Origin of the sequence: Photorhabdus namnaonensis (assembly GCF_001684335.1) — a bacterium.
Taxonomy (GTDB): Bacteria; Pseudomonadota; Gammaproteobacteria; order Enterobacterales; family Enterobacteriaceae; genus Photorhabdus; species Photorhabdus namnaonensis.
Genome location: NZ_LOIC01000070.1, coordinates 90,442 through 105,163 on the forward strand (window position 1 = coordinate 90,442; position 14,722 = coordinate 105,163).

General features: G+C 45.7%; 13 protein-coding genes. 5 read left to right on the top strand and 8 right to left on the bottom strand.

Annotated elements, in window-relative coordinates:
• The 6 genes from sucB to sdhC form a co-directional block, all read right to left on the bottom strand.
• A partial coding sequence (sucB, locus tag Phpb_RS12095) for a dihydrolipoyllysine-residue succinyltransferase (RefSeq protein ID WP_240492543.1) occupies positions 1 to 950 on the bottom strand: 950 nt, incomplete at its 3' end.
• A gap of 14 nt (positions 951 to 964) precedes the next feature.
• The gene (gene sucA, locus Phpb_RS12100) at positions 965 to 3,772 is read right to left on the bottom strand and encodes a 2-oxoglutarate dehydrogenase E1 component (protein WP_065390553.1); all 2,808 of its coding nucleotides are present in this window, start codon (positions 3,770 to 3,772) and stop codon (positions 965 to 967) included.
• Between the two features lie 264 nt (positions 3,773 to 4,036).
• Positions 4,037 to 4,753: a succinate dehydrogenase iron-sulfur subunit gene (locus tag Phpb_RS12105; RefSeq protein WP_065390554.1), complete on the bottom strand. Its 717-nt coding sequence runs from the start codon at positions 4,751 to 4,753 to the stop codon at positions 4,037 to 4,039.
• A gap of 36 nt (positions 4,754 to 4,789) precedes the next feature.
• Entirely contained in the window at positions 4,790 to 6,556 is a 1,767-nt protein-coding gene (gene sdhA / locus Phpb_RS12110) for a succinate dehydrogenase flavoprotein subunit (protein ID WP_065390555.1), read from the bottom strand.
• A complete protein-coding gene (gene sdhD / locus Phpb_RS12115; protein ID WP_036780845.1) occupies positions 6,557 to 6,904 on the bottom strand; it encodes a succinate dehydrogenase membrane anchor subunit in 348 nt (115 codons plus the stop codon).
• On the bottom strand, positions 6,898 to 7,287 hold the full coding sequence (gene sdhC / locus Phpb_RS12120; protein ID WP_065390556.1) for a succinate dehydrogenase cytochrome b556 subunit: 390 nt from the start codon (positions 7,285 to 7,287) through the stop codon (positions 6,898 to 6,900). The genes sdhD and sdhC overlap by 7 nt, the downstream gene beginning before the upstream one ends.
• Before the next feature lie 867 nt (positions 7,288 to 8,154).
• Between sdhC and Phpb_RS12125 the strand changes: the two genes are divergently transcribed.
• The gene (locus Phpb_RS12125) at positions 8,155 to 9,438 is read left to right on the top strand and encodes a citrate synthase (protein ID WP_036780850.1); all 1,284 of its coding nucleotides are present in this window, start codon (positions 8,155 to 8,157) and stop codon (positions 9,436 to 9,438) included.
• 374 nt (positions 9,439 to 9,812) lie between these two features.
• Here Phpb_RS12125 and Phpb_RS12130 read toward each other — a convergent pair whose 3' ends face one another.
• Together Phpb_RS12130 and Phpb_RS12135 are read right to left on the bottom strand one after the other, a co-directional pair.
• Positions 9,813 to 10,556, bottom strand: coding sequence for a type 2 GTP cyclohydrolase I (locus Phpb_RS12130; RefSeq protein ID WP_065390557.1), 744 nt, complete (start codon positions 10,554 to 10,556; stop codon positions 9,813 to 9,815).
• A gap of 66 nt (positions 10,557 to 10,622) precedes the next feature.
• Entirely contained in the window at positions 10,623 to 10,832 is a 210-nt protein-coding gene (locus Phpb_RS12135; RefSeq protein ID WP_065390558.1) for a YbfA family protein, read from the bottom strand.
• 402 nt (positions 10,833 to 11,234) lie between these two features.
• On the opposite strand from Phpb_RS12135, the gene Phpb_RS12140 reads away from it, so the two are divergent.
• From Phpb_RS12140 to Phpb_RS26855, 4 genes are all read left to right on the top strand, one after another.
• The gene (locus tag Phpb_RS12140; protein WP_082302571.1) at positions 11,235 to 11,513 is read left to right on the top strand and encodes a hypothetical protein; all 279 of its coding nucleotides are present in this window, start codon (positions 11,235 to 11,237) and stop codon (positions 11,511 to 11,513) included.
• 492 nt (positions 11,514 to 12,005) lie between these two features.
• Positions 12,006 to 12,095: a K(+)-transporting ATPase subunit F gene (gene kdpF / locus Phpb_RS23825; protein WP_075489460.1), complete on the top strand. Its 90-nt coding sequence runs from the start codon at positions 12,006 to 12,008 to the stop codon at positions 12,093 to 12,095.
• Entirely contained in the window at positions 12,096 to 13,802 is a 1,707-nt protein-coding gene (gene kdpA / locus Phpb_RS12145; protein ID WP_065390559.1) for a potassium-transporting ATPase subunit KdpA, read from the top strand.
• Positions 13,803 to 13,822: 20 nt separating this feature from the next.
• Positions 13,823 to 14,722: HAD-IC family P-type ATPase (locus tag Phpb_RS26855; protein ID WP_240492538.1), on the top strand; the 900-nt coding region annotated here is incomplete at its 3' end.

Consider the following 14,722-nt stretch of genomic DNA (forward strand, 5'->3'; position numbering starts at 1 on the left):
GTCAGCTCTTCAACGGTCAATTTACCGTCGCGGCCTTTGATAGCCAGCTCTTTAATGCGTTTTTCGAGATCAGCCATGCTCAGCGCATCAGCATCACGCAGTACTGGCGTTACCAGACCACGCGGTGTCGACACCGCAATACTGATATCGAAATAGTTGTGGTAAACCACATCAGTGCCATCAATAGAAGCATTCACTTCTGGATAGCGTTTCAGTGCTTCAACCACGGCTTTCACATAGAAAGACATAAAGCCCAGACGCACGCCGTGGCGTTTTTCAAACGCCTCGCCGTACTGCTTACGCATTTCCTGAATGGGCTTCATGTTAACTTCGTTAAATGTTGTCAACATCGCGGTGTTGTTTTTCGCTTCCAGCAGACGTTCCGCCACACGCTTACGCAGGCGAGTCATTGGGACACGTTTCTCACTGCGGTGCGGCAACAGAGAATCCTGGGCGGAAACAGGGGCTTCTGCGGACTTGCCGGCCACTTTTTCGTTATTAGCCATGTATTTTTCCACGTCTTCACGGACGATACGTCCACCAACACCACTGCCTTTAATCGCTTTAGCATCAAGATCATGCTCCGCAATCAAACGGCGAACCGCCGGGCTGAGTGCGTCATTGCTCTCTTCTTCTAAACCCGCTGTCTGGCGTTTCGCCAAAGTCGATTCTGTTTTTTCTTTTATTTCTGCCGGCTTGCCGGTGCTATCGCCCAGACGGATACGCCCAAGAAGCTGACGGGACAGAACAGTGGCGTCTTTCTGTTCTAAAATGGCTTCTAAAACACCCGCCTCACTAGCAGGCACTTCCAGCACAACTTTATCTGTTTCAATTTCAACCAGCACTTCATCACGTTCAACACGGTCACCCGCTTTTTTGTGCCAGACCGCCACAGTGGCATCAGCAACAGACTCAGGCAGATCCGGAACCAGAATATCTACGCTACTCATTTTATATCCTTTATTTATTCAACGTTCAGTGCGTCATTAACCAGCTCTTGTTGTTGTTGCTGGTGAACTGACATATATCCAACTGCCGGGGAAGCAGACGCGGGACGACCCGCATAACGTAAAGAAGCCCCGAACGGGATCACTTCACGGAAGTTGTGCTGACTACAATACCAGGCCCCCTGATTTAATGGCTCTTCCTGGCACCAGACAAAATCATGTACATGAGCATACTGTTCCAGTGTTGACTGAACATCCTGATGAGGGAATGGATAGAGTTGCTCAATACGCACGATAGCGACATCAGTTTGTTCATTTTTACGACGTTGCTCCAACAAGTCGTAGTAGACTTTACCTGAACAGAGTACAACGCGTTTAACGCCTTTCGGATCAAACTCATCAATCTCACCAATAACCGTCTGGAATTTACCGTTAGCCAGCTCATCCATGCTAGAAACAGCCAATGGATGGCGCAACAGTGATTTTGGCGACATCACGATCAATGGACGACGCATACCGCGCAAAGCCTGACGGCGAAGCATATGGTAGACCTGAGCTGGCGTTGATGGTACGCAAACCTGCATGTTCTGTTCTGCACACAGTTGCAGATAACGCTCCAAACGGGCGGAAGAGTGTTCAGGCCCCTGCCCTTCATAACCATGAGGCAGCAACATAACCAAGCCGCACATACGGCCCCATTTCTGCTCGCCAGAGCTGATGAATTGGTCAATAACAACCTGTGCACCGTTAGCAAAATCACCAAACTGAGCTTCCCAGATTGTCAGAGCACGAGGTTCTGTTGTCGCATAGCCATACTCAAATGCCAACACCGCTTCTTCGGACAGGACGGAATCCCAAACATTGAACGCTCCCTGACCGTTATGAACGTTCGCCAAAGGAACATAAACGGAGCCGTTAGCCTGATTATGGATAACAGCATGACGATGGAAGAAGGTGCCACGACCAGCGTCTTCGCCAGACAAACGCACCGGAACCCCTTCATCCACTAAAGTCGCGTAGGCTAAATTTTCCGCCCCACCCCAATCGAACAATTTATCGCCGCTCGCCATCTCTGCGCGGTCATTATAAATTTTCGCTACGCGGGAGTGCATTGTCACTTCTTCCGGGACAGAACTGATGCGTCTGCCCAGATCTTGCAAACGCTTAACATCAACTTTATGTGGGTACTCTTCATCCCATTCGTGATTCAGATAAGGCTCCCAAGTAAATGAGTGCAGCCCCATTGAGCGCCACTCATCAACGACACAATCACCACGGTCGAGGGCGTCACGATACAGGTTAACCATCTCGGTCACATCATCGACTGATATCAAGTTCTCAGCCGCCAGCTTGTCACCATAGATTTTACGTGGCGTTGGGTGTTTCTTAATTTTCTGATACATCATTGGCTGAGTCGCACTTGGCTCATCAGCTTCGTTGTGACCATGACGGCGGTAACAGACCAGATCGATCATCACATCACGTTTGAAGGTGTTACGGAAATCCAGTGCTAAACGGGTGACAAACGCCACCGCTTCTGGATCGTCCGCGTTAACGTGGAAAATCGGCGCCTGTACCATTTTGATAATATCGGTACAGTATTGTGTTGAACGGGCATCTTTCGGGTTAGAGGTTGTGAAACCGATCTGGTTATTGATGACAATACGAATTGTACCGCCTACCTCATAACCACGAGCCTGAGACATGTTCAGAGTCTCTTGCACCACTCCCTGACCGGTAACAGCGGCGTCACCGTGGATAGTGATTGGCAATACCATATTACTGAGACCTTCATCCAGACGGTCACGGCGGGCTCGTACTGAACCAATAACGACAGGGCTTACAATCTCAAGGTGAGATGGGTTAAAGGCTAATGCCAAATGAACCTGAGCGCCCTCGGTGGCAAAATCAGACGAGAAACCTTGATGATATTTCACGTCACCGGTACCAAGGTGCTCTTTATGTTTACCGGCAAATTCATCAAACAGATCAGCCGGTTTTTTACCTAAAATATTAACCAAGACGTTGAGGCGACCACGGTGAGCCATTCCCAGCACAACTTCTCGTGTATCATGTTTACCCGCATGGCGGATAAGATCCTTCAACATTGGGATCAGCGCATCACCACCTTCAAGAGAGAAACGTTTCGCTCCCGGAAACTTAGCTCCCAGATAACGTTCCAAACCTTCCGCCGCCGTCAGCTCCGCCAGAAAACGCCGCTTTTCTTCTACACTAAACTGGGAGCTGACAATAACAGATTCCAGACGCTGCTGAATCCAACGTTTTTCTTCCGTATTGGTGATGTGCATGTATTCCGCGCCAATAGAACCGCAATAAGTGCGTTTCAGCGCTTCATACAAATCAGCCAATTTCATCGTCTCTTTGCCGACTGCAAAAGAACCTACGTTAAACGTCTCTTCAAAATCAGCTTCCGTCAGATTATGGAAAGCAGGATCTAAATCAGGAACACTATCCTGTTTCCATAATCCCAGCGGGTCAAGGTTCGCATTTTGATGGCCGCGAAAGCGGAATGCGTTGATGAGCTGCAAAACTTTAACTTGTTTTGCATCCATTGCTGGATCGCTGACAGAGGAGTGATAACGCGTAGTATCTTTCGCGAGACGGCGGAAGTAATCACGCGTCTGCGAGTGGAGTTGTTCACCGTTGAGTCCCGCATTCGGCAATTGTTGGAAAATCTCTCTCCAACTTGCATCAACGGAATTTGGATCGGTTATATAGTCTTCATAGATCTGCTCTATGTAAGACTGGTTTGAACCAGCCAGGAAGCTTGAATCCAGCCAGTCCTTCATTGCGCCGTTCTGCATTGTGATCCCTTAAGCTTTAAAAGCTTTAGTTTTCGCCGTGGTTAACTATTACCGTCTAAATACGGTATCGATAAAAGGTTCATTTGGACGTGCTTTATGCATGTTCTCTTTTGGGTTTCGGAACCCTTCAAGGAACCTTTAAAAAACGCCCAACCGTTTTTAAAGGTTCCTCTCCTCAAGCTTTTGTCATCATTAGCAGTTGGCAACTCATACTCTTCAATTCTTTGTGCCCTCCACAAAAAAATTTCGCGGAGGGCGGACCTATTATGCGCTATGTTTCAGTAACATAGACTTAATATGGCCAATAGCTTTTGTTGGATTCAACCCCTTAGGGCACACACTGACACAATTCATGATGCTATGGCAACGGAAAACACTGAAAGCATCATTCAGCTTGTCTAATCGTGAAGCCGTTTCAGTATCACGGCTGTCGATCAGGAAGCGATATGCGGCCAGTAAACCCGCAGGCCCGATAAATTTATCAGGGTTCCACCAGAATGACGGACAGGAAGTTGAACAACACGCACACAGGATACACTCGTATAGACCATCGAGTTTTTCCCTTTGTGCAGGTGATTGTAAATGTTCACGCGCCGGTGGATTTTTACCGTCATTCAGCAAATATGGGCGAATCTTCTCATATTGCGCATAGAATTGCCCCATATCTACAACCAGATCACGGACGACCGGCAAACCTGGCAACGGACGGATAACAATTTTCTTGCCGCCACGCCGCAAAGCCGAAACAGGCGTAATGCAGGCCAGGCCATTTTTACCATTCATGTTAAGGCCGTCAGAACCACAAACACCTTCACGGCAAGAACGACGGAAAGAGAGTGTTGGGTCCTGCTCTTTAAGCTGGATTAACGCATCCAGCAACATCATGTCACGCCCTTCTTCTGCTTCCAGCGTGTAATCCTGCATACGAGGAGCGCTGTCAACATCCGGGTTGTAACGATAAATCGAAAATTCAAGTTTCATAATCTATTCCTCCGCAACTGGATCATCAGCAACTCATTAGTAAGTACGCGCTTTCGGCGGAAATGCTTCACGCAGCTTTGGCTGCATGTTGACATCTCGACGAGTCATGCTCTCAGTTTGCGGTAGATAGAGGGTATGGCATAACCAGTTCGCATCATCACGATCCGGATAATCGAAACGGCTGTGAGCACCACGACTCTCAGTACGGAAATTAGCGGCAACAGCCGTAGAAAATGCCGTTTCCATCAGGTTATCAAGCTCCAGACACTCAATTCTCTGAGTATTGAACTCAGAAGAAGTATCATCCAAACGGGCACTTTTCAGGCGTTCACGAATAACTTTAAGTTCTTCCAGCCCTTTCGCCATTGCATCGCCTTCACGGAATACCGAGAAGTTGTTCTGCATACACGCTTGCAAATCTTTACGAATTTTAACCGGGTCTTCACCAATACGGGTGCTATCCCAACGGTTCAGACGTTGCAGGGATACTTCAATGTCAGATTCGCTAGCTTCGCGGCTCGTGCCTTGCTCCATCAGCGACTCTTTCAAGTGCAAACCAGCAGAACGGCCAAACACCACCAAATCCAGCAGAGAGTTCCCCCCCAGACGATTTGCGCCGTGAACCGATACACAGGCAATTTCACCGACAGCAAACAGGCCCGGAATAACGACATCTTCACCTTTTTCATTAACCGCCAATGCCTGACCAGTCACTTTAGTTGGGATGCCTCCCATCATATAGTGGCAAGTCGGAATAACCGGAATAGGTTCTTTTACCGGATCAACGTGGGCGAAAGTACGGGATAATTCAAGAATACCCGGCAGACGAGATTCCAGCACCTCTCTACCCAAATGATCCAGTTTCAGCTTAGCATGAGGCCCCCAAGGACCATCACAGCCACGGCCTTCGCGGATTTCGATCATGATGGAACGCGCCACGACATCACGACCAGCCAGATCTTTAGCATTCGGTGCATAACGCTCCATAAAGCGCTCGCCATCTTTATTCAACAAATAACCACCTTCGCCACGACAGCCTTCCGTCACCAGAACACCAGCCCCCGCGATACCGGTTGGGTGGAATTGCCACATTTCCATATCCTGTACAGGTACACCCGCACGCAGCGCCATACCTACACCATCACCGGTGTTAATGTGAGCGTTAGTTGTTGATTGATAAATACGACCGGCGCCGCCCGTTGCCAGAATAGTTGCTTTCGCTTTGAAATAAACCACTTCACCGGTTTCAATACAGATAGCCGTGCAACCAACAATGCTGCCATCCTGATTTTTAACCAGATCCAACGAATACCATTCAGAAAAAATAGTGGTGTGATTTTTTAAGTTCTGCTGATACAGCGTATGCAACAGGGCATGACCGGTACGGTCTGCCGCCGCGGCTGTACGTGCCGCCTGTTCACCACCAAAGTTTTTTGACTGGCCGCCGAATGGACGTTGATAAATGCGACCGTCATCCAAACGCGAAAATGGCAACCCCATGTGCTCCAGCTCCAAAATCGCCTCCGGCCCGGTCTTACACATGTACTCAATCGCATCCTGATCACCGATATAGTCGGAGCCTTTCACCGTGTCATACATGTGCCATTCCCAGTTATCGTCATGGGAGTTACCCAACGCAACGGTGATCCCCCCCTGCGCGGATACAGTATGAGAACGGGTTGGGAATACTTTGGAAATCAAAGCACAGGATAATCCCATTTGTGAAATTTGTAGCGCAGCGCGCATGCCAGCGCCACCCGCACCAATAACGACTGCATCAAACTCTCTTACTGGCAGTTTCATCTATACACCCCACACCACAATTGTTCCATAAATCAAGTAAGCCATCAGCGCGACGATAATCGCCAATTGCAGCATTAAACGCAGCGCCAGCGGCTTTACATAGTCAGTTAGTACTTGCCACATACCAATCCAGGCGTGAGCCAGAATGGAAAACAGGGCCAGCACAGTGAAGACTTTAGTGATGGATGAGGCGAAGAAACCCCGCCAGACTTCATAAGTGATATCCGACGTTGTAACGACAAAGCCCAGCATATAAAGAACATATAAAACAATAATCATTGCGGACGCGCGCAATAATAGCCAATCATGGATACCCGTGCGACCCAATGCAGATGCGTTACTTACCATACCAGTACTCCAGCCAGAATCGACAGAATAATAGCAATCCCGATCGCCGCTTTGGCAGAGAGACTACCGACCGCTAAGTTTTCTTCCAAGTAGCCGAAATCCATCAGCATATGACGGATACCACCACAGATATGGTAAGCCAGTGCGGTCAGAATGCCCCACACAATAAACTTGGCGAAAAATCCCGTCATAATATCGGCGGCTTGCTGAAACCCTTCTTGCGAGGAGAGAGACATTCCTAACAACCAGAGGAGAATTCCTACTGCTACGAAAGTAATGACGCCAGAGACACGGTGCAAGATCGAGGCTATTGCAGAGACTGGAAAGTGTATCGTCTGCAAATCAAGGTTGACAGGTCTTTGTTTTTTCACAATTTTGCCCACACAGCTCTTTTATTATTTTCCTTCCTCCGGACCTGGGCGGAAATCAGACAGCGATAAGAGGATACAAAGACACAACATTTAACCAAACGATAAATCCTTCATGTTAAAGAGTGTTGTGATTTAGTTACGCTGGGTGCTCCTACAGCAGGGTAATCCGGAGACCTGGCGGCAGTATATGTGCTTCACATTATTATTACAATTCCAACACAATATGATTAGCTACATTTCCACTGAACAGTGATTAAGATCACGATTCAAACATATTGCACAAAATTAATTATCTTGTTTGACAAACTTTAAACATTTATCTTACATATATGGTTGAAAACACTTTTGAGATTGATTTTTGGTAAGAGGAAAGACCTCAAGAAAAGCTAAAGTTATGTAACTGTGTAGTCCGCACGAATCATAATCATTTTTGTAGTCAATGCATAAAACATAACTCTCAAAAATTCGCTAACAACCTGAAAACCATTGTCGTCCGGGGTGAAATTTCAGCCTTAAATGTGATATTGGCCTGATTTCAGCTTTTCCCCGGTAGTACAGTGTCAGGGGACACAGTATAAGAACCTATTCCACCAGGCATTATGAGTGTAGGCCATCTTGTCAATAAATTGGGAACACAGATTGCACCGCAACCGGAGTATGCGCACAGTCTGTGAGAGGCGATTCAATCACAAATCGCTCACCGGCGCGGGCCACACCAAAGTGCATTCAAAAGTGATCGCTTTTGTCCGAGCACCGTCCAAGCCTGTTCTTGATGACAAAGAATGGTCGATAAAATAGCCTGATAAAATAGACTCTATACGGTGTCTTTCCGCCGTGATTGTTAAGAGTTATAAAAATGAAAGCGCTAAGGAGACTGTAATGGCAGATAACAAAGCAACTCTAACCCCAGACGGTTCAGTTGCTATTGAATTGGACGTGCTAACACCGACCCTTGGGTCTAAAGTCATCGACGTTCGTACTCTCGGCTCCCAAGGTTTCTATACCTACGACCCTGGTTTTACTTCTACAGCATCTTGCGAATCCAAGATCACCTACATTGATGGTAACGAAGGTGTATTGCTGCACCGTGGTTTCCCTATCGACCAGCTAGCGACAAAATCTACTTATCTGGAAGTCTGTTATATCCTGCTGTATGGTGAAACACCAACACAAGAACAGTTTGATAAATTCAAAAAAACTATTACCCGTCACACTATGATTCACGAACAGATCCATCGCCTGTTCAACGGCTTCCGCCGTGATTCACACCCGATGGCAGTATTGTGTGGTGTTACCGGCGCTCTGGCTGCTTTCTATCATGACGCTCTGGATGTGAACAATCCACGTCACCGTGACATTACCGCATACCGCCTGCTGTCAAAAATGCCGACAGTGGCCGCCATGTGCTACAAATATTCTATTGGTCAGCCATTTGTTTATCCACGCAATGACCTCTCCTACGCAGGCAACTTCCTACACATGATGTTCGCTACGCCATGCGAAGAATATAAAGTGAACCCGGTGCTGGAACGCGCTATGGATCGCATTTTAATCCTACATGCGGACCATGAACAAAATGCGTCTACCTCAACAGTACGTACCGCAGGTTCTTCCGGCGCCAACCCATTCGCCTGTATTGCCGCAGGTATCGCTTCTCTCTGGGGACCGGCTCATGGCGGTGCAAACGAAGCTTGTCTACGTATGCTGGAAGAAATCCAGTCAGTTGAACATATTCCTGAATTTATTAACCGGGCCAAAGATAAGAATGATGCTTTCCGTCTGATGGGATTTGGTCATCGTGTTTACAAAAACTATGATCCTCGTGCAACCGTCATGCGTGAAACCTGCCATGAAGTGCTAGATGAACTCGGCCTGAACGACAGCCTGCTGGAAGTTGCTATGGAGCTTGAACGTATTGCTCTACACGACCCCTATTTTATTGAGAAGAAACTGTATCCGAACGTGGATTTCTACTCAGGCATTATCCTGAAAGCAATGGGTATTCCATCCACCATGTTCACTGTTATTTTCGCCATTGCCCGTACTATCGGCTGGATCGCTCACTGGAATGAAATGCATGATGATGGCGTGAAAATCGCTCGCCCACGTCAACTCTATACCGGCTACACAAAACGTGATTTCAAAAGCCAGCTTGAAAAATAATAATAGAATCCAATTACGATAGAAGGCAGAGCTCTAACTTGATAGTTAGGGCTTTATTTAATTGGAAAGATCGTTCGGTGAAATTTGATGCCATACCAGTACGGCTTAAAGCACTGTAAAAATTGATCTCATCACCTTCCTTGTGTATGCTCGTTATCCAAGAGTGGGTACAAGCGACTTACTCTCTAAATTATCGAACGTAGCCTCTACTTGCGTGTGTAGCGAGATCACCAAGATCAAAATTCACAGTTCTATGAATCGGATAGAATAACGTTATTGATAAAAAACGTTAATTATGAAAAGCTTGTCAAAAGCTTTGAAGCCCACCAACGGTGGGCTTCGCTTATTTCAATGTCAGCATTAGAAAGATGTGATCACGCCGGGTTTGGAATATCGATAAACGTTACATCCAACCCATGATTATCAGCTAACCACTCCCCCAACGCCTTAATACCATAACGTTCAGTGGCATGGTGGCCCGCAGCATAAAAATGCAGCCCCATTTCACGGGCGATATGAATCGTCTGCTCTGACACTTCACCGGTAATGAAAGCATCAACACCAAATTCAGCCGCCTGTTGAATAAAACCTTGCCCACCACCGGTGCACCAGGCAAGCGTGCGAATCTCCGCAGGTGCGTTATCGCTCACATGCAACACTTTACGACCAAGCGCCTGTTCAATACGTGAAGCTAACTCCACCGGTGATATCGGCTGATCAAATTCCCCATGCGGTACGAATGGTTCAATCAACCCAACAACTTTCGCATTCATCAGACGGGCCAATTGCGCGTTATTTCCCAATGATGGATGAGCATCAAGCGGCAGATGATAGCCGTATAAATTGATATCATTACCGAGTAGAGTTTTCAGACGATTACGTTTCATACCACGAATCACCGTTGGCTCATTTTTCCAAAAATAGCCATGATGAACGATAATAGCATCAGCCTGATGACGAACCGCTTCATCTAATAACGCCTGACAAGCGGTCACACCGGTAACGACTCGCTGAATATGAGTACGCCCTTCAACTTGTAAACCATTAGGGGCGTAATCCTGAAACTCACCAACATTCAGCTCTTGGTTAATCACATTTTCCAGCTCAATATTACGCATCATATTCGTCCTGTGTATTAGTTGTATGACAGTAATATACCGTTACCTGCCGCTAATTGTCAGTTGTTAGCCGTTTCTGACAGTCATAACCTGCTCTGACTGTTTTAACCATACGGGTTTATCGCTGGTTTTTATCCATATACGATACAAATAACTGTAAAAACGGACGCGATCACGACGAAACAACATCACCGGCAACGCCAGGATACCGAAAGTGACAGCGCCAATACGACGCAAAAGAACCTGATACCAAGGATATTCACGATATGAAGACATATTAGTCCTCCTTAAAATGATCCCACTTTTCCGCAGAATCTTAAAAATAATCAATATGTAAATTGTTTAAAATTTTATCGTAAAAAATGAAAATTTACCACTTATCAGACCGCTTTTAAGCCGTTATTATCGCTACATTTTCTATTTTATGTAATTTTATTACATAAAATATGATAAAAATGTAATATTACAAACATTTTATTAACAGTCAGTGAAAATGAGATTAACGATACAGGCATTTGAAAATATCCGTTTGACGCTAGCGATAAAAGCAAGGATTGCCAATATGAAGACTTTCATTGATAATCATTTTAATAAGCACAGAAAAACGATATTATTCTTTGCGCCATACCATTTTCCAGAATGATCGTGGATTAACTATGACAGATAATAGGAGGAAAGATGAAGGTATTAACTGTTATATTATTAATATTAGTAATAAATGTTTCAGGCTGTGTCTCCAAAAAACACGCTTTTTCTATTGACTATAAAGCAAATGGTGAAACTTTTCATTTGACTCCATTATGTATAGAGGAAATTACCCCGAAAAAATGGGATAATTACTATTCAATTTTCATCAAAGTAAAAAACAACTCTCATTGCAGTAAACCATTTAATCTCCTTATAAAACAAAACGTAGAAAAAAACTATCTGTTTTCTTTAACAATAAACCAATATTAGAAAATACCAATATCATTATACCAATGCATGTTGAAAATGGTTTCTATCAGGCAATAAATTCAAATATAACATTTGAAGAAATAGAAAAACATTTAACTCATTAAAAACAAATGGCTTTTTGTCAAAAAGCCATTTGTTAAATTTTAACAATCACATTAACACTCAACCTTACATTCGCATAATAGGATAAAATAATTTAGCCCACACTATAAAATCGCAATCAATTTAATCTACAACGCAACAAGATATAATTATAAAAATACGAAAACCATACGCCAAGTTTTTAGTATTTCGATTACCTTATCAATATCACCAATAATCAGAATATTCATATGCAGAATTATTCATTAACTTAAAATCACCTAATGTTCCTAGCCATCTTCTGTTATCAGCCATTTTTACACCTTTTTTACACATCCACTCACTCTTTTATCAGCATCTTTGCATCCCCTTCCCTAATCTTTATCCATCCAAGTTTTCGGGAGATAAGCAGTGAATATATTCTTCATTTCCGGCACGTTATTAGTAGCCCTATTACTGGTTTATCTGATTTATGCGTTACTCCATGCGGAGGATTTTTAAATGGCCGCATCCGCTTTTTTATTGATTACCAGTTTCTTACTGATTTTGATGGTACTGGCAAAACCACTCGGAAATGTTATCGCCAATATGATCGACGGTAATATTCCGCGCGGGTTGACTAAAGCAGAATCAAGCCTTTGGCGTTGCTGTGGCTTACAGAAACCTGGCGGCACAGTCAAAGAGATGAACTGGTGGCAATACGCATTAGCTATCATTATCTTTAATCTGACCGGACTACTGCTGCTATTCACGCTTTTAGTCACACAGCACGCCCTTCCCCTTAATCCTGAACATTTCCCCGGACTCAAATGGGATCTGGCGCTGAATACAGCCGTCAGCTTTATCACCAATACCGATTGGCAGTCATACAGTGGAGAAAACACCCTCAGTTACTTTAGCCAGATGACAGGTCTAACGGTGCAGAACTTTCTTTCTGCGGCGACCGGTATTGCCGTGGCATTTGCGCTGATACGCGCATTTTCCCGTCATGGCGTCAAAACCGTAGGCAACGCCTGGGTTGATATCACACGTATCACACTTTATCTGCTATTACCGCTGTCTATGGTTATCACGCTCGTTTTTGTCAGTCAGGGAGTGATTCAGAATTTCGAGCCATATCAATTAGTTCACACCATTGAAGGCCAACAGCAATCAATTCCGATGGGTCCCGTCGCCTCGCAGGAAGCCATCAAATTATTGGGAACCAATGGTGGTGGATTCTTTGATGCTAATTCATCACACCCCTTTGAAAATCCAACCGCTATCAGCAATTTCATTCAGATACTCTCTATCTTCTTGATCCCTTGCGCACTCTGTTTTGCTTTTGGGCAAGTGGTTGGCGATAACCGTCAAGGGCACGCTCTATTGTGGGCAATGAGTATCATCTTTGTCATTGCCACCGTAGGAGTCATGTATGCCGAATTGAAAGGGAATCCCCATTTCAGTCTGTTAGGCGCCAACAGTAATATCAATATGGAAGGTAAAGAGAATCGCTTTGGCATCCTGGCAACCTCAATTTATGCCGTCGTCACCACCGCCGCTTCCTGTGGGGCAGTCAATGCGATGCACGACTCTTTCACTGCGCTTGGCGGCATGATCCCAATGTGGTTGATACAAATTGGCGAAGTCGTGTTTGGCGGTGTCGGTTCTGGTTTATATGGTATGTTGCTGTTCGTTCTGCTGACCGTTTTTATCGCCGGTTTAATGATAGGCCGCGCCCCTGAATATCTCGGTAAAAAAATCGAAGTATTCGAGATAAAAATGGTGGCGCTGGCGATTCTGGTTACCCCGACACTGGCTCTTTTAGGTACAGCGCTTGCCATCTCCACCACTAGTGGGCGTGCCGGTATTTTGAACCCTGGCGCTCACGGTTTCAGTGAAGTGCTCTATGCCCTCTCCTCCACTGCCAACAATAATGGTAGTGCTTTCGCGGGCCTCAGCACCAACAGTATGTTCTATAACCTGTTACTAGCCATCATCCTATTTTTAGGTCGCTTTGGCATGATCCTGCCAATACTCGCTATTGCCGGTTCTTTGGTCGTAAAAAAACGCCAGCCTGCCAGCAACGGTACACTCCCCACCTACAGCCCACTGTTTATCAGTCTATTGATTTTGACCATCATGCTAATCGGTGCGTTGACTTTTATTCCGGCTCTGATCCTTGGCCCGGTCATTGAACATTTACAAATCTGGCTAATGGCCCGATAAGCGCCAAAGAGAGGAATATCATGACCAACAAGCAACAGACATTATTCGAGCCTACTTTGATTCGTAATGCCCTAATTGATTCAGTCAAAAAATGTCATCCGGCGGCACAATGGCGTAACCCAGTGATGTTTGTCGTCTATCTAGGCAGTGGGTTAACCACCATTTTATGGATTGCCATATTAGCGGGTCAATTCAAGGGAAATACATTGTTCACCGGTAGCATCGCCTTATGGCTGTGGTTTACTGTGCTCTTCGCTAACTTTGCCGAAGCACTGGCAGAAGGGAGAAGCAAAGCTCAAGCCGCCAGTCTCAAAGGAGTCAGAAAAACCAGTTGGGCCACCAAACTCACCTCGTCCAATCGCCATGCAGCCAGAGAGAAAGTCCCTTCTGACAGCCTTCGTAAAGGGGATATCGTTTTTATTGAAGCTGGTGAAACCATCCCTTGCGATGGTGAAGTTATCGAAGGCGGCGCTTCTGTTGACGAAAGTGCAATCACCGGAGAATCTGCTCCAGTTATCCGCGAATCTGGCGGTGATTTTTCCTCTGTGACCGGCGGTACCCATGTGCTATCTGACTGGCTGGTGGTCGAATGTTCGGTTAATCCCGGTGAAACTTTTCTTGACCGCATGATTTCAATGGTGGAAGGGGCTAAACGTCGTAAAACCCCAAACGAGATCGCACTGACTATCTTGTTGACAGCTCTGACAATCATCTTTCTATTGGTGTGTGTCACCCTGCTACCCTTTTCAATATTCAGCGTAGAGACTAACCAATCCGGTCAACCTATCACTGTCACAGTATTGATAGCGTTATTAGTCTGTCTTATTCCCACCACTATTGGCGGTTTACTTTCCGCGATTGGCGTCGCAGGCATGAGCCGCATGCTAGGCGCCAATGTTATCGCTACCAGCGGACGAGCC